The sequence below is a fragment of the Paraburkholderia sp. Cpub6 genome (assembly GCF_014201065.1).
GTDB lineage: Bacteria > Pseudomonadota > Gammaproteobacteria > Burkholderiales > Burkholderiaceae > Paraburkholderia > Paraburkholderia tuberum.
On record NZ_JACHDM010000001.1, the window covers coordinates 363284 to 379511 of the forward strand.

The following is a 16228-nucleotide window of genomic DNA, read 5'->3' on the forward strand; positions in this document are numbered from 1 at the left end:
GGCTGAAAGCGATGAAAACACTCAGCCGAATTCTTATCGTGCCGGTGCTGTTACTGGCGCTATCCCCTGTAGTTCATGCAATGAAAAAATTTCCCGCCACTGATTTTTTTAGCGGCCCGCAACTCGAACTGGCGCAGGCCATCGAGCGAGGTGATATGGAGCAGGTCCGGCGATTGGCCCCGAAGACAGACCTGAACACGCCCGGACGCAAGAACATGACGATGCTGTTTTTTGCGTTTCAGGAGGCGTTGCAGCGCGACCCGCATCGGCTTGCGGTTGCGTCGGAGGTGGTGAGGGCGGGGGCCGATCCCTTGCAGGAAGTGCCGAATTTTGGCGATCCGCTCGGGGTCGGGCTCAACAGCTCGCACCCGGAATTCCTGCGTGCGATGCTGGACGGCGGTGTTGATCCAAATTTGATATCAGAAGGCACCCCGATAATTTTTGATGTTGCAAGCGATCGTAAATTGGGCTCGCTCAAGTTGCTGGTGGAGCGTGGCGCGGATGTGAACCGGCGCGATTCATTGCGCAACACATCTCTCTACGAAGCGCTAACTGGCTACGACACCGGGGCAGTCAATTACCTTCTCGATCACGGAGCCAACCCCAACACTTACAACATCAATGGAATCTCATTCCCAAGACAATTGGAATCGCAGATAGAACATATAGGCTCCACCTCTGAATCAGGTGTCAAACTGGTCGAAATCCGAGACCGCATCATCAGGATGGGCGTGAAATGGCCTCCGGAGACTCCGGAACAGATAAAAGCACGTTGGGGAGCCAATCCTCCGCGACGGCTCGATGACAGCAAGCTTCCGCTGCCTTGAAGCCGAGACCGAAAGTGCTACATCCGGGTAGCCCTCAGACTGCTGACCAACCCCACGTTTTTCGGAGCGTGGGGTTTTGTTTTTCAGGCAAGAAGCGATGAAAACACTCAGCCGAATTCTTATCGTGCCGGTGCTGTTACTGGCGCTATCCCCTGTGGTTCATGCAATGAAAAAAATTTCCCGCCACTGATTTTTTTAGCGACCCGCAACTCGAACTGGCGCAGGCCATCGAGCGAGGTGATATGGAGCAGGTCCGGCGACTGGCCCCGAAGACAGACCTGAAGACGCCTGGGCGCAAGAACATGACGATGCTGTTTTTTGCCTTTCAGGAGGCGTTGCAGCGCGACCCGCACCGGCTTGCGGTTGCGTCGGAGGTGGTGAGGGCCGGGGCCGATCCCTTGCAGGAAGTACCGGATTATGGCAGCCCCCTCGGGGTCATGCTCAACAACTCCCATCCGGAATTCCTGCGCGCGATGCTGGACGGTGGGGTTGACCCCAACACCATGATCGAGGGCCGCAGACCCATCATTTTCTTCGTTGCAAGAGAGTCGACATCTGGTTCGCTCAGGCTGCTGGTGGAACGTGGCGCGGATGTGAACCGGCGCGATTCGTTACGTAATTCAGTGCTGTATCAAGCGCTGGCAAATCGCGCACTAGATCAAATTGACTACTTGCTGGACCATGGGGCAAACCCCAACACCTACAACATTAATGGCGAGTCATTCCCACTAGGGATATGGGATGACATTAATACCTTCGCGCCCAATTCCCCGACCTACAAAAAGCTAATCGAGATTGGGGACCGCATCATCAAGATGGGCGTGAAATGGCCTCCGGAGACTCCGGAACAGATAAAAGCACGTTGGGGAGCCAATCCTCCGCGACGGCTCGATGACAGCAAGCATCCGCTGCCTTGACGCAGAGACCGAAAGGGCAACCTTCGACTGGAAGTCCGCGATGAACCAGTTCGTCATCCTGTTTGGCGAGCGCTTCACGCTGGCGAGGGGGTAGGATTTTTTAAACCGACTCGCACACGAAAAGGCGGATAGGCTCCGGGCACGCAACTGAACGCCGCGCTGGTGGAGGAGGCCACCGCCGCAGCCCGCTCGCTCGACGATCAGGCGCGCGGGCTGAAGGCGATGGTGGGGCAGTTCAGGCTATAAAAGGCGGCGCGGGCGTCAGCTCGCGTTGGCCGACGAGGAGCCGGAGCCCGTCCCCGGCCGCACCACCACCGTGCAGGTCGTGCCCGCCGCCAGCATCACGTCGGGCGGCACCGAGTCGATCCGCACGCGCACCGGCACGCGCTGCGCGAGTCGCACCCAGTTGAAGGTCGGATTCACGTCCGCGAGCAGCTCGTGGCTTTGCGGATTGTCGCGGTCGTAGATGCCGCGCGAGATGCTCTCCACGTGGCCTTGCAGCGTGCCGCCGCTCATCAGCCGCACTTCGGCCTGATCGCCGACGCGCACGTGCGGCAGCTTGGTTTCCTCGAAGTAGCCATACACCCAGAACGAGTGACTGTCGACGATCGCGAGCTTCGCCGCGCCCGCGCTCGCATAGTCGCCGCGGAACACGGACAGGTTCGTCACGTAGCCGTCGACCGGCGACACGACGCGCGTGCGCTCGAGGTTCAGCTTCGCGGCGTCGAGCGCGGCGAGTGCCTGCTGATAGGCGGCATCGGCGGCGGACGCGGTATGCGTCGCGTTTTCGCGGCTTTCCTTCGACACCACCTGCGAATCCATGTCGGCACGCCGTTGCGCGTCGTCGCGCTTCATCTGCAACTCGGCCTTGCGCGCGGCAACGGCGGCCTGCGCCTGCTCGACCGCGATCTGGTAATGCGACGGATCGATCTGCATCAGCAGGTCGCCCTTCTTCACCAACTGGTTGTCCTTGACCGGCAGATCGACGATCGCGCCCGACACGTCCGGCGCGACGTTGACGATCTCGGCGCGCACGCGGCCGTCGCGGGTCCACGGTTCGTCCATGTAATGGACCCACAGCACGCGGCCAATCACGATCGCGACGATGAAAATGACGGCTGTCGCGATGAAGCCCACAAGATTTCGGATGGTCATGTTTCGACTCTGATCAACGATAAACGGCGAGGCCGAGAAGGCCGCACACGGACACGAGCAAGCTGGCCCGGAACAGGGAGGGGTGCCACACCACGCGATAGAGGCCCGTATAGGCGATCACGCGATCGACGAGCCAGGTCAACGCGGCGCCCGCGATGAACAGCAGCACAATGGCCGGCACATAGGCATCGAGCACGGCGATATCACGCGGCATGAGGAACTCCTTTTTCTTCTGATGCGTCCGCGCGCGCGCCGATCGCCGAGGCAAGCGGCGACTGCGGATCGAGCAGCGCGGTACGGATGAAATGCAATTGACTGAGGATGCGCAACAGCTGATGGCGTTCTTCACGCGATGGCGTGAAGCCGGCCATCAGCTGCTGCACTTGCGCGATCGCATCGGCGGTCGCCGCGAGCGCACGCGCGAAGTGCTGCTGCCGCGGCCGCTCGAACAGCGCCGCGAGCGCATCGCGCAGCGCGCGCAGCGCGACGCGCCACGGTGCCGCTTTGTGGTAGCGCGGCTCGTTGGGCAGCGTCGCGATTTCGCGGCGCAGGTCGATCACCGCGTTGCCGACCTCCAACACCGAAAACAGCCAGCGCAGCGTGTCGCGCTTCGTTTCGGGCTCGTTCTGCGACAGCGCGTTGATCTGGAACATCAGATCGCGTGCGCCGCTTTCGAAGCGCGAGCGCACGCGTGCCAGACCCGCGCGGCCGGCCAGCACCACCTGGCGGCGCAGGTCGACGAGCAGGCGGTTGCGCAGCCACGGCGTCGACGGCGGCAGCAGCACCGCGAACGCGATCGACGACACCAGCATCGACAGCACCAGCGCGAGCGCGTCGTTCATGAACGCGCTCGGGTCGTAGTGAATCACGTTGTCGGGGCCGGCGAGGAAGCAGAAGAAGATGCAGTAGCCGACGCCGTAGCCCGCGAGCGTCGGACGCGTGGTCATCAACACGCCGAGCAGCAGGAACGGCGTGAGCGCGACGCACAGCATCACGAAGCCGTCGACGTGCGGATACACGCCGAACACCGCGATCATGCCCATCAGCGTCGCGAGCACCGTGCCGCCGGCCATCCTGAACGCGGTGCGCTTCGGATCCGGCGACGCCGACGCGAGCGCGCACACGGTCGCTGCGACCAGCGTCAACGTCGAGCCGCTCGGCCACGCGGTGGCGATCCAGAACGCCCCGAGCACCATCATCACGATGGCCGCGCGCAGGCCCGCGACGCCGGCCGCGATCGCGTTGGTTTTCGGCTCGTAGCGCTCGATCCAGCGTTCGCGCGCGTGCTTGTCGACGGCGAGCGACGCGTAGGTCGCCGCGTACGCATGCAGGTCGTCGATGAAGCGGTACAGCAGCTCGGCGCCCGTGTCGAAATCGAGCAACGGCGCGTCGGGGTGCGTTTCGAGCTCGTCGCGCGTCGCGCGCACGCGTTTGGGCAACTCGCTCCTGTAGGTGTCGAGCTGGGCCGCGGCGTGCGCCGCGTCGGCCGCGCTCAGCACCGGCTCGCCCGACTTCGCGAGCAACGGCGCGATCTCCTTGAAGTACGGTTCGAGCGCGTCGATCGCGATCGACGCGCCGTGCGTGCCGCTGTCGCGCAGACGGTTCATCAGTTGATGCAGCGCGTGAAAGCGCGTCGACGCGGTCATGAACTCGCTGTTCAGACGCGCGAGGCGCCCGCCGCGTATCCGCGAATCGGGGCCTTCGAACACGGCGATGCTACGCGCGGCCTCGAAGCCGACGATGTCGGCGACGAAGCGCGCATTGGTCGCCTCGATCTGGGCGCGGTCGTTGCGCCCGGCAAGCGACGCCGACACGTACTCGACGAACGCCGAGAAGCGCGCACGCACGGTGCCGCGCATCTGCAGGCCGGCGAACTGCGGAAACACGAGGCCGCTGACCGCGCCCGCACAGATGATGCCGATCACCACTTCCGCGACCCGCGTGAGCGCGCTCAGGAACGCGCCGTCCGGATGCTGCGAAGCGGGGATGCCGATCAGCGCGGCCGTGTAGCCCGCCAGCACGAAGCCGTACGAACGGAAGTTGCGATTGCGCGCGGCGCCGGCGGTGCAGATGCCGACCCAGATCGCGGTCGTGACGAGGAACAGCTCCGGCTGCTGCGCGAACAGTCCGATCAGCGCGAGCATCACGACGAGACCGACCAGCGTGCCGCAGATCCGATAGAAGCTCTTCGCGAACACTGCGCCGCTTTGCGGCTGCATCACGATGAACACGGTGGTCATCGCGGTGCGCGGCTGCGGCAGATCGAGCTTCATCGCGATGCCGAGCGCGAGGAAGCACGCGGCGAGCGACTTGAACAGATAGATCCATACGAGGCCGTCGGTGCGCGCCCAGTGGGCGGCGGCTTCGTAGAGCGCGGCGAACGAGGCGGGGCGCGCGCTCGACGGGGAGGGCGAGGAGGACATGGCCTTCCTTACTCGGACGCGGGCGCGTTCGGGGCGCGCGAGGCGGTGGTGGCGGTGATGGCTGCATTGGTCCTGGCGTTGGCGTTGGCATCCGCATCCGCTGTTGCCGTGTCGCTACTCGCCGCGCCGCTCTTGCTCTCGCCGCTGCCCTTGCCATGCGCCGGCAACGTTTCGTTATCCCGCGGACCGTTGGCCGGATCGTCGAGACCGCCGCCGAGCGCCGTCATCAACGACGCATGCGCGCCGAGCCGCTCGGCCTGCACTTTGGCGACGCCTTCCTGCGCGCGCAGCAACTGGTTTTGCGCGACCAGCACGTTCAGATAGTCGGTCAAGCCGCGCCGGTAGCCTTCGCGCGACAGCTCGTAGTTCCTGCGCGCGGCGGCGACCGAGCGGTCGGCGTCGTCGGCCTGGGTGGTCAGCGAACGGATGCGGATCACCTGGTCGGAGATGTCCTTCAGCGCGCCCACGATCGACTGGTTGTAGCGCTCGATGGCCTCGTCGTAGCCCGCCGACGCCGCGCCGAGCTGCGAGCGCAGCCGGCCGCCGTCGAAGATCGGCAGCGTCAGCGCGGGACCCACGCTCCAGCTATGCGACGGACTCTTCAGGAACTGGAACAGCGGCCCCATCGCCGCATAGCCGCCGATCGACGCGAGCAGGTTGATGTCCGGATAGAACCCGGCCTTGGCGACGTCGATGCCGCGCGCCTGCGCGGCGACCGTCCAGCGTGCCGCGACCACGTCCGGCCGGTGGCCGATCAGATCCGCGGGCAGCGCGGCCGGCAGACCAGCGGGCGCGGCGAGCGACAGCGCCGGGCGCTGGATCGCGTCGCCGGCGCCCGGACCCTTGCCCGCGAGCGCGGCCAACTGATTGCGGCCGAGCGCGATCTTCTCCTCGATCGCGTCGATCTGGCGCTCGTACTCGGGTATCGGCGTCTCGGCCTGGCTCACTTCGAGCTGCGTGCCGATGCCGCCCTTCAGGCGCCGGTTCGCGAGGTCGACGATCTGCTGCTGTTGCTGCAGCGTGGCCTTCGCGATGTCGAGCAACGCGTAGTTCAGCGACATCTCGATATAGGTGCGCACGACGTTCGCCTGCAACTCGAGCTGCGCGGCGCGCGCGTCGGCGGCGCTGGCGTGCGCGAGGTCGAGCGCGCGCTCGGCGGCGTTCTTGTCCTTGCCCCAGAAATCGAGGTGATACGCGAGGCCGAGCGTGCCGGTGTTGTTCCACGACTGCTCGCCGGCGAGCGGCCCCGGACCGTAGAACACGTTGTCGGCCCACTGCTGGCGCTGGATCGACAGGCTGCCGTTGACCTGCGGAGCGAGCGCCGCGCGCGCGACGCCGGCCATCGACGCCGCCTCACGCACGCGCGCCTGGGCGACCGCGAGACTGGGATTGCCGGCTTGCGCGTCCGCGATCCACCGGTCCAGCTGCGGATCGTCATAGGCGCGCCACCAGTCGGCGGCGGGCCACTGCGCATCGGCGTTGGCGGCGCGGATTGCGTTGCCCGCATCGAGCGACGCAGGATTGATCGTGTGCGTTTGCGGCGCGACGCCTCCGGTACTTGCGCATCCGGCGATTGTTAATAGGATCGTAAGAACCGCGGCTGCGGCGATCCCTTTGGGTACCGGAGACTGCACGATTTCCTCCAAATTTGACTATAGAAGCTTGTGCGCAATTATATTTTTTGATCGATTGCGGAATAACCGGTAAGGATGCAAGGCATTTTTACCAGACATGAGATAATCGCCCTTGCTGATCGTGTAACAATCGCTGCCGATTTCTGAGGATAGGTATGGACACGCTTCAAAACATGCGCGTTTTCGTCCGCGTCGTCGAAGCGGGCAGCTTCACGGGCGCCGCGCAGCATCTGAATACGACGACGGCCTACGCGTCGCGCGCGGTTTCCGATCTGGAAGCGCATCTGCGCACGCGGCTTTTGAACCGGACCACGCGCCGCATCGCGCTGACCGAAGCTGGCGAGCGCTATCTGCAGCGCTGCGAGCAGATTCTCGCGTACGTGGATCAGGCGGAGGCCGAGGCGAGCGACGCGCACGCGCGTCCGTCCGGCAAGCTCAAGGTGCACGCGATGACGAGCTTCGGCCAGCACTACGTGGTGCCGGCCGTGGGCCGTTACCAGCAGCGCTACCCGGACGTGCATATCGAACTGACGCTCGCGCAGCGCATGCCCGATCTGCTCGACGAAGGCTTCGACGTGTCGCTGACGCTCGCGACCGGCCTGCCGGATTCGGGGCTGGTGTCGCAGCGCCTTGGCAGCGCGTTCAGCATTGCGTGCGCGTCGCCGGCGTACCTCGAACGGCGCGGCGTGCCGCAAACGCCTGCGGACCTCGCGCAGCACGCCTGTCTGCAGATGGTGACGCCGGTGAATCCACCGGACAAATGGACCTTCGACGGCCCGCACGGCGAGGAAGTCGTCTCGCTCGGCGCGGCGACGTTTCAGGTGAACGTGGCCGAGGCGATGGTCGTGGCCGTCGCCCAGGGCATGGGCGTAGCGCTGATTCCGATCTACTCGGCGATCAGCCGTTTGCGCAGCGGCGAACTGGTGTGGCTGATGCCCGGGTACACGTCGCAGCAGATGAATCTGTATGCGCTGTATCCGTCGCGGCAGTATCTCGATGCGAAGATCCGCACGTGGGTCGAATTCCTGCGCGACGAGTTGCCTTCGACGCTGGCGGCGGATCAGGAGGAGTTGCGGCAGTTCGCGCGGACCTGAACGGTCTGCTCGTCAAGCATTGACGTTCGGGCGGCACGCGGAGTGCGGCACGCGGAGTGGGCACGCGGCGTGACAGCCTGTTACACACGCGCCGCGTCGCAACATTTCTTTACTTCTCACACGCAGTCGATTTGTTAACGTGTCGTTCACGCGCCGCCGCTCCGGCCGGACGCGCTGGATTCGGCGCCGTTCGGCGCCTCGCAACCACTGAAGGACGACACACTCATGGATACGCACCTGATGATCGGCTTGGCCGTCATGTTTGGACTGATCGGCGTCGCCGCGTCGCGCGATCTGCTGCGCCGCATGCGCGAACAGCAGCCGCGGCTCGTGCCGGTCGAGGTCGAGTCACAGGATGCGCCGCGGCGCGAGCGGTGAGCGGCGGCGGGTTGATCTGATGCAAGAGGCCCGCTAGCACACGCTAGATCTCGACGACCTTGTCCCACGCAAACAGCGGATTTTCCCACTGGCGCGTGCGCCGGTCGAAATAGCCGCGCGGATTGCACACGACGCGCGTGCCGTCCACCACGTAGTCGAACGACGTATGCGTGTGGCCATGAATCCACAATGCGACAGGCGCGCGCACGAGCTCGGGCAGATGGTTGACGAAGCCCGCCGACACGCGGTCTTCGGCAAAACGCCCGGCCAGGCTCAGCCGATGCGGCGCGTGATGCGTGACCACGATCGTTTGGCCGGCGAACGGTTTGGCAAGCTCGCTTTCGAGCCACGCGCGCGCATGCTGGTGCAGCGCGAGCGAATCGGCGGGCGTGAAGTCGCGCGCGGCGTCGCGCGGGTCGTGCGGCCAGTTCATCTGGATCAGCCCGCGATAGTCGAGCATGACCCGGCGCGCGGCGACGATCGATTCCTCGATTGCATCCGGCGTCGCGCCGTACAGCGCGAAGTCGGTCCACAACGTCGTGCCGAGCACGCGCCAGCGGCCCTGGCTGTCGACCAGCGCGGCGTTGTTCAGCACATGCACGTTGTCGACCTGCGCGGCCGCGTCGAGCATCGCGCTCTCCAGCGCGCCGAATTCACCGTCGTAGTACTCATGATTGCCCGGCACGTAGACGACCGGCACGGCGTCGTCGAACGCCTGCGCTGCCCAGCGCGGGCCGGCCGCATGATTGTGGATGTCGCCCGCCAGCACCACGAGATCCGCCTGCGCATGCGGGATCAGTTCAGGCTCGTCGTTTTCCAGATGCAGATCGGACAGCACGCGAATCTTCACGGACGCGACTCCTGCAAAACGCCTGCGCGCCGGATCGCGCAGGCTTCAGATATTAGCGTAGCACCTTGCCCGGATTCATCAGGTTCAGCGGATCGAGCGCCTGCTTGATCGCGCGCATCATCCGCACCTCGACGTCCTGCTTGTAGCGGGCGGCTTCGTCGATCTTCAACTGGCCGAGTCCGTGTTCCGCGCTGATGCTGCCGCGATGCGCATCGACGCTGTCGTAGACGATCCGGTTGATCGGGCTCTGGTACTGCCGCAGAAACGCCTTCGCATCGACGCCCTCGGGCGCCTGCACGTTGTAGTGCAGATTGCCGTCGCCGAGATGGCCGAACGTGACCATGCGCGCGCCCGGCGCGGCTTGCGCGATTGCCGCATCGGTCGCTTCGATGAAGTGGCCGACGCGTGAAATCGGCACCGCGATGTCGTGCTTGATGTTCAGGCCCTCCTCGGCTTGGGCGAGCGGAATGTGCTCGCGCAGATTCCAGAACGCGCGAGACTGCGCGAGGTTTTCCGCCACCACGGCGTCTTCCACGAGACCTTGTTCGAGCGCGGTTTCCATCAGCCCCTCGAACAGCGTGCGCGCGTGCACTTCGCTTTCGCTGTCCGACAGTTCGAGCAGTACGACCTGCGCATGCGGTTCGGCGAACGGATAACGCATCTGCTCGAAATGCCGGCCGACGAGGCGCAGGCAGAAATCCGACATCAGTTCGAAGCCGGTCAGGAGCGGCCCGGCGACGCGTTGCGTGAGCGCGAGAAAATCGAGCGCCGCGTGCGGCGACGCGAGCGCGGCGAGCGCGGTGACGCGCGCGGCCGGCTGCGGATGCAGCTTGAGCACCGCCGCGGTGATCAGGCCCAGCGTGCCTTCCGCGCCGATGAACAGGTCGCGCAGATCGTAGCCGGTGTTGTCCTTGCGCAGCCCGCGCAGGCCGTCCCACAGTTCGCCTTGCGGCGTCACCACTTCGAGGCCGAAACATAGCTCGCGCGCGTTGCCATAGCGCAGCACGCCGGTGCCGCCCGCGTTGGTCGACAGATTGCCGCCGATCGTGCAGCTGCCTTCGGCGGCAAGGCTCAGCGCAAACAGACGCCCGGCCGCTTCGGCGTGCTTCTGCACGTCGGCGAGGATCACGCCGGCTTCGACCGTGATCGTGTTGTTGTGCGGATCGATGTCGCGCACGCGATTCAGGCGGCGCAGGCTGATGACCGCCTGCGCACCGCTCGCGTCGGGTGTCGCGCCGCCCGCGAGGCCGGTATTGCCGCCCTGCGGCACCAGCGCGACGCAATGTTCGACCGCGAGCCTGACGAGCGCGGCGGCTTCCGCGGACGTGGCCGGGCACAGCACCGCGCAGGCCGCGCCGGTGTAGCGGCGGCGCCAGTCGGTCAGAAAGGGAGCGGTGTCGTGCGGATCGGTCAGTACGTAAGTCGCGCCGATGGCGTCGCGGCAGGCGGCGAGAAAAGCGGTGTGGGTCATGTGGATCGGTTGACGGTGTTGGGGCTTGGGCGTCAGGCGGGCGGAATCGGTTCGCTGGCGGCCTGCTTTGCAGCCTGCTTTGCGGCTCGTTTCGCCGCGCGCTTGAACGGTCCGACATACGCGAGTGCGCAGGTGAAGAAGATCATGGCGAGCGCCGCCTGAAGCCAGCCGAGCCGCGCGCTCAAGCCATGATCGCTCCAGGCACGCACGACGCCTTCGGCGAAATACAGCAGGATCAGCATCGACGCCCATTGCATCGTGTAAAGCCGACGTCGCCACACGCCCGGCAACGCGGAGAGTAGCGGCAACGCTTTCAGCACGAGCAGCGAGCCGCCAGAGCGCAACGGCGCGAGCCACCATTCCCATGCGACGGCAAGCACGATCATCGAGACCAGTGTGAAAGCGGCGACGAGCGCGGCGGCAGCTTTGGGTTGCACGGGGACGACGGTCGTAGATGCCGACGCGTTGGCCGCGAGGCTTGCGGGCGCCGCGTTCGCGTGGCCCCCGGAGTTCGTGGCCGCGAGTTCAGCGCCACCCGCGTCACGACGGGCGTCGTCGCGTTCGGTGGGTTGCGGATCCGGTTCGTTCACGGCTTTACGCTCACGGCCTTTCGGACATCGACGCCGCCGTGCGCCCAACGCGCGCACCAAGCGCAATCGCCAGCGTCCGTTCGTCGGCGGAGATGCCATGGCCGGTCGTGCCCGCGCGCGCGTAATGCGACGCGCCGTACGGCGTGCCGCCGGTCTGCGTGGTGGACAGCGCGCTCTCCGTGTATGGAATGCCGACGATCAGCATGCCGTGATGGAGCAGCGGCAGCATCATCGACAGCAGCGTGGATTCCTGGCCGCCGTGCAGGCTGCCGGTCGACGTGAACACGCAGGCCGGCTTGCCCGACAGTGCACCGGATAGCCACTGCGGCGTGGTGCCGTCGAGAAAGTATTTGAGCGCGGCCGCCATGTTGCCGAAGCGGGTCGGCGAACCGAGCGCGAGGCCCGCGCATTCTTCGAGGTCGCGCAGCTCGACGTACGGTGGTCCTTCGGTGGGAATGTCCGGCTCGCTCGCCTCGCAAACCGTGGAGACCGCCGGCACGGTGCGCACGCGCGCCTGCATGCCGGGGACGCTGTCGACGCCGTGCGCGATCGCCAGCGCGAGCTCGCGGGTGGCGCCGTGACGGCTGTAATAAAGCACGAGAATGTCTTTCATAGGCCTCATCATTGAACGGGTATTATAGGGGTTCGGTCAGTTGCACAGGCCGCTCATAGCCGTTCGGCCAGGCGCTTCGGCCAAACGCCGCGCGGAGTTCCCGCAGTCCCGGTCTGACGGTTCAGCAAGCAAGGAGGCAGGTTTGTTGGTTAGGGTGCGTTTCGATCTCGACACGCTCAAACGGCTCGCGCAATTCGCGGCGCAACGCATCGGCGAGGACCGGATTCCGCAGGTCGCGGGCAGCCTGACGTTCACGACGATGCTCGCGCTCGTGCCGCTCGCCACCGTCGCGTTTGCGCTGTTCACCGCGTTTCCGATCTTCAGCTCGTTCCAGGCGTCGCTGCAGTTTTTTCTTGCCGACCACCTGATGCCCGCGCAACTGAACGATCAGATCTTCAAGTATCTGAACCAGTTCGCATCGAAGGCCAAAGGGCTGACCACGATCGGCATGATCATCCTGTTCGTCACCGCGGTGATGACGATGATGACCGTCGAGTCCGCATTCAATGTGATCTGGCGCGTGCGCAAGGCGCGGCCCGTCGCGCAGCGCATTCTCGTGTACTGGGCGATCATCACGCTCGGTCCGATCCTGATCGGCGTGAGCCTGTCCATCTCGTCGTATGTGTTCACGCAATCGATGTCGTTTAGCGCCGCGCAGCGCATCACACCGCTGATCGAATGGGCGCTCGCGAGCGCCTCGCTGCCGTTCACGATGCTCGCGTTCACGATCCTTTACGTTTATCTGCCGAACTGCCGTGTCGAATGGCGCGACGCGGTGGTCGGCGGCGTGATCGCCGCGGTCGCGTTCGAGCTCGCCAAGCGCGGCTTCGGCTACTACGTGCGCCGTATTCCGACCTATACGGCGGTGTACGGCGCGTTCGCCGCGGTGCCGCTGTTCCTGGTGTGGATGTACCTGTGCTGGTTCATCACGCTGACCGGCGCGATGATCGCATCGGCGTTGCCGGCGATTCGCATCGGTCAGTTTCACCGCCCCGTGTTCTATGGCAGCAATCTGTTCGATTCGCTCGAATTGCTCGCGCGGCTGTGCGAAGCGCGTGAGGGCGGCAGACGCGGCTACACGATGCCCGAGCTTGCCCGGATGCTTCGCCGCGACAAGGATACGACGCTGATGCTGTTGCAGCGTCTCGAGGAGATCGAGTGGATCGCGCGGCTGGAGGAGGACCATACCGGCCCGCACTTCGTGCTGCTCGCGAACCCGGCGCAGGTGACCGTGCAGCGGCTGTACGACCTGTTCGTGATCGACCGCGCGGAGCTTACGTATCAGCTCGAACTCGACTCCACACGCGTGGACGGCGGCATGCTGCTCGCCGCGCTCGACAACGACCAGCTGAAGGTGACGCTCGCCGCGTTGCTCGCCTCGCGCGCGGCGGCACGGGCGGCGCGACCCGGCGATGGCGAGCGCGCGGCGGCTTCGATGCCGCACCAGGCAGCGTGATAGGGCGGCCAGACTTCGAGCCGCCCCGATAAAACTACAACGAGATCTTCCCCACGCAGATGTCCTTGAACATCACCCAGTCGCCCATCAGGCTGTAAAACGGATGACGGAAGGTGGCAGGCCGGTTCTTTTCGAAGAAGAAATGGCCGACCCACGCGAAGCCGTAGCCGCACACCACGGCCGCCGGCAACCATAGCCAGTCGCCGGTAGCGAGCGCCATCGCGAGGCAGCCAATGACGCCGAGCGAGCCGACGAAATGCAGCCGCCGCGACACGAGATTGCGATGCTCGCTCAGGTAGTACGGATAAAACTCCGCGAAGTTCGCGAAGTGATCGGTATGTGCTGTATGAGCCATGACGGCCTCCGGAGGCTGAGAAAGACAGCTTCAATCATTCTCCGGCGATCGCCTGCCTGGCGCAACCTGGCCATTCGGCAGATGGCGCGGCGGGTTCGGCGTGGGTATCGTGGTCGTTCGGTAGTGATTCGGTGGCGATTCGCAATGGCATTCCCGACGGCCGCCCGCGGAGCGCCGAGGCGCGCGGCGAGCGCGCCATCGCGCGCCCCTTCAGCCCGCTTCGTGCGGCGGCCGCGAAGCGAAGCCGTACAGCGCATCGAGCGTCGCGTCGGGTTGCTCGGTCATCAACGCGTGGCCCGCATCGAGCGTGACGGTGTCGACCGGCGTGCCCGCCTGCGCGAGCGCATCGGCAAGCGCTTTCGCCGCGCGCGGCGGCGTCATCGCATCGCGCCGGCCAACGATCAGGCGCGTGGCGCAACGCACCTGCGCCGCACGAGCGTGGCCGTCCGCATAGGTATGGCAGGCGGTGAAGTCGGTGTGGAACAGATGCGGCTCGCCGCTCGCGGACACGTGCTCCATCAGCCGCTGGTTCATGCCGTGCAGCCAGAAACCGGGGCCGGGGCACGAGGGCTTCGCGGCGAGCGTCGAATGCGACCACTGGTTGACCATGCCGATTGCCTCGGGCTCGCGATTGAGCGCGGCGTCGAGCAGCGCGTCGGAGACCGTCATCGGCAGCGCGGTGGCGAGCAGCGCAAGATGCGTTGCGCGCCGCGGATAGCGGCCGGCGAAGTCGAGCGCGATCAGCGAGCCCATGCTGTGACCGGCGACGAACGCACGCGTGACGCCCACGGCGTCGAGCAGCGCAGCGAGCCAGTCGGCCAGCGCGGCGATGCTGGCGAGCGCGGGGCCGGCGCTGCGTCGGTGGCCCGGCAGATCGACCGCGAGCACGCCGAAGCCGTGATGCGCGAAGTAGCGGCTTTGCAGCGCCCACACGCTGTGATCGTGCTCGGCACCGTGGATGAACACGGCGGTTGGCAGGCTCGCGTCGAAGGGTTTGCCGCCGGTGTAGGCGTAGGCCGGTTTGCCTTGAACGGTGACGATCATGCGGACTCCGGGCGGGCGGGGGTGCTCGTGGCGGCGGGCGCGGCAGTGGCGGTCTGTTGTGAGGCGCTGCTCGGCGTTGCGGTACGACCGCCGCTCGCCGGTTGCGCGGTTTTTTGCGCGGCCTTCAGCGCGCGCTTGAGATCGTCGATCAGGTCATCCGGATCTTCGAGCCCGATCGACAGACGGATCGTGCCTTCGGTGATACCGGCCGCGGCGAGCGCGGCGGCATCCATGCGGAAGTGCGTCGTCGATGCCGGGTGAATCACCAGCGAGCGCGCGTCGCCGACGTTCGCGAGGTGCGAGAAGAGCGTGAGCGCTTCGATGAAGGCGCGCCCGGCCGCGCGGTCGCCGCGCAGGTTGAAGCTGAACACGGCGCCCGCGCCGCGCGGTAGCAGCCGCCTGGCGAGCGCGTGGTCGGGATGCGTCGGCAACTCGGGATAGGCGACCGATTCGACCGCCGCATGACCGGCGAGAAACTCCACCACGCGCCGTGTGTTGACGACGTGACGCTCCATGCGCAACGGCAGTGTCTCGATGCCTTGCAGCAGCTGCCACGCGGCCTGCGGATGCAGGCACGCGCCGAAGTCGCGCAAGCCTTCCCGACGCGCGCGCAGCAGGAACGGCGCGACGGTGCATTCCTCGGCGAATACCATGCCGTGGAAACCGTCGTACGGCTCGGTGAATTCGGGAAAGCGGCCGGAAGCCTCGAAGTCGAACGTGCCGCCGTCGACCAGCACCCCGCCGATCGTCGTGCCGTGGCCGCCGAGAAACTTGGTCGCCGAGTGGTAGACGAGGTCGGCGCCGTGCTCGAAGGGGCGCAGCAGGTAGGGCGTCGTGAAGGTCGAGTCGACCAGCAACGGCAGGCGGTGCGCGTGCGCGATCTGTGCGAGTGCGGCGATGTCGAGCACGTCGAGGCCCGGATTGCCGAGCGTTTCGCCGAATAGCAGGCGCGTGTTGGGGCGCAGCGCGGCGCGCCACGCGTCGAGGTCGCCGGGCTTGACGAAGGTCGTCTCGATACCGAAGCGCCGCAGCGTGTAATGCAGCAGATTGTGCGAGCCGCCGTACAGCGCGCTCGACGCGACGATGTGCGAACCCGCGCCCATCAGCGTCGCGATCGCCAGATGCAGCGCGGCCTGGCCGCTCGCGGTGCCGATCGCGCCGGCGCCGTTTTCGAGCGCGGCGACGCGCTCCTCGAACACGGCGACGGTCGGATTCGAGATGCGCGAGTAGACGTGGCCGGCGCGCTCCATGTTGAACAGCGCGGCGGCATGATCCGAGTCGCGGAACGAAAACGACGTGGTCTGGTAGATCGGCGTCGCGCGCGCGCCGGTGGCAGGGTCGGGGGCTGCGCCGGCGTGCAGCGCAAGCGTATCGAAACGGTTGGCGGACATCGTGGGCGGCGGGCCGCGAGCGGCCTCGCG

Annotated in this window: 16 protein-coding genes; 5 read left to right on the forward strand and 11 right to left on the reverse strand. The window is 66.0% G+C overall.

All coding sequences use genetic code 11. The features are described 5' to 3' along the window. Positions 1-11: 11 nt before the first annotated feature. Both HDG33_RS01675 and HDG33_RS01680 read left to right on the forward strand, forming a co-directional pair. A complete protein-coding gene (locus HDG33_RS01675) occupies positions 12-827 on the forward strand; it encodes an ankyrin repeat domain-containing protein (protein ID WP_184021772.1) in 816 nt (271 codons plus the stop codon). Positions 828-1129: 302 nt separating this feature from the next. Next, entirely contained in the window at positions 1130-1744 is a 615-nt protein-coding gene (locus tag HDG33_RS01680; RefSeq protein ID WP_260330282.1) for an ankyrin repeat domain-containing protein, read from the forward strand. A gap of 261 nt (positions 1745-2005) precedes the next feature. Here HDG33_RS01680 and HDG33_RS01685 read toward each other — a convergent pair whose 3' ends face one another. The 4 genes from HDG33_RS01685 to HDG33_RS01700 are packed head-to-tail and all read right to left on the reverse strand — an operon-like array spanning position 2006 to position 6956. Further along, positions 2006-2899 (reverse strand): HlyD family secretion protein, encoded by an 894-nt coding sequence (locus HDG33_RS01685; RefSeq protein WP_184021775.1) that lies wholly within the window; start codon positions 2897-2899, stop codon positions 2006-2008. Positions 2900-2912: 13 nt separating this feature from the next. After that, positions 2913-3113 carry a DUF1656 domain-containing protein gene (locus HDG33_RS01690; RefSeq protein ID WP_018421177.1) on the reverse strand — a complete coding sequence of 67 codons (201 nt, stop codon included), beginning with the start codon at positions 3111-3113 and terminating at the stop codon, positions 2913-2915. Further along, positions 3103-5322, reverse strand: coding sequence for an FUSC family protein (locus HDG33_RS01695; RefSeq protein WP_184021778.1), 2220 nt, complete (start codon positions 5320-5322; stop codon positions 3103-3105). Before HDG33_RS01695 ends, HDG33_RS01690 begins: the two co-directional genes overlap by 11 nt. An 8-nt stretch (positions 5323-5330) precedes the next feature. Further along, positions 5331-6956, reverse strand: coding sequence for an efflux transporter outer membrane subunit (locus tag HDG33_RS01700; RefSeq protein WP_184021780.1), 1626 nt, complete (start codon positions 6954-6956; stop codon positions 5331-5333). A 155-nt stretch (positions 6957-7111) separates the two neighbouring features. Between HDG33_RS01700 and HDG33_RS01705 the strand changes: the two genes are divergently transcribed. Both HDG33_RS01705 and HDG33_RS01710 read left to right on the forward strand, forming a co-directional pair. Beyond that, positions 7112-8050, forward strand: a complete 939-nt coding sequence (locus HDG33_RS01705) for a LysR family transcriptional regulator (protein WP_184021783.1) — start codon at positions 7112-7114, stop codon at positions 8048-8050. 225 nt (positions 8051-8275) lie between these two features. Further along, positions 8276-8428 carry a hypothetical protein gene (locus tag HDG33_RS01710; RefSeq protein WP_167368600.1) on the forward strand — a complete coding sequence of 51 codons (153 nt, stop codon included), beginning with the start codon at positions 8276-8278 and terminating at the stop codon, positions 8426-8428. Positions 8429-8471: 43 nt separating this feature from the next. On the opposite strand, the gene HDG33_RS01715 is transcribed toward HDG33_RS01710, so the two are convergent. Genes HDG33_RS01715 through wrbA form a run of 4 tightly spaced genes read right to left on the reverse strand, consistent with a single transcriptional unit; the run spans position 8472 to position 11952 of the window. Further along, positions 8472-9278: a metallophosphoesterase gene (locus HDG33_RS01715; protein ID WP_184021786.1), complete on the reverse strand. Its 807-nt coding sequence runs from the start codon at positions 9276-9278 to the stop codon at positions 8472-8474. 52 nt (positions 9279-9330) lie between these two features. Then, a complete protein-coding gene (locus HDG33_RS01720) occupies positions 9331-10749 on the reverse strand; it encodes an FAD-binding oxidoreductase (RefSeq protein WP_184021789.1) in 1419 nt (472 codons plus the stop codon). Between the two features lie 32 nt (positions 10750-10781). Next, positions 10782-11339, reverse strand: coding sequence for a DUF2069 domain-containing protein (locus tag HDG33_RS37095; RefSeq protein ID WP_184021792.1), 558 nt, complete (start codon positions 11337-11339; stop codon positions 10782-10784). A 10-nt stretch (positions 11340-11349) separates the two neighbouring features. Further along, a complete protein-coding gene (wrbA, locus tag HDG33_RS01730) occupies positions 11350-11952 on the reverse strand; it encodes an NAD(P)H:quinone oxidoreductase (protein WP_090801006.1) in 603 nt (200 codons plus the stop codon). 142 nt (positions 11953-12094) lie between these two features. Between wrbA and HDG33_RS01735 the strand changes: the two genes are divergently transcribed. Continuing rightward, positions 12095-13408, forward strand: coding sequence for a YihY family inner membrane protein (locus HDG33_RS01735; RefSeq protein ID WP_184021795.1), 1314 nt, complete (start codon positions 12095-12097; stop codon positions 13406-13408). A 34-nt stretch (positions 13409-13442) separates the two neighbouring features. Here HDG33_RS01735 and HDG33_RS01740 read toward each other — a convergent pair whose 3' ends face one another. The 3 genes from HDG33_RS01740 to HDG33_RS01750 form a co-directional block, all read right to left on the reverse strand. Then, entirely contained in the window at positions 13443-13763 is a 321-nt protein-coding gene (locus HDG33_RS01740; RefSeq protein WP_184006183.1) for an Mpo1-like protein, read from the reverse strand. 210 nt (positions 13764-13973) lie between these two features. Further along, positions 13974-14807, reverse strand: a complete 834-nt coding sequence (locus HDG33_RS01745; protein ID WP_184021798.1) for an alpha/beta fold hydrolase — start codon at positions 14805-14807, stop codon at positions 13974-13976. Further along, complete coding sequence (locus HDG33_RS01750) at positions 14804-16198, reverse strand: O-acetylhomoserine aminocarboxypropyltransferase (protein ID WP_184021801.1); 1395 nt, start codon at positions 16196-16198, stop codon at positions 14804-14806. Before HDG33_RS01750 ends, HDG33_RS01745 begins: the two co-directional genes overlap by 4 nt. Between the last annotated feature and the right edge of the window lie 30 nt (positions 16199-16228).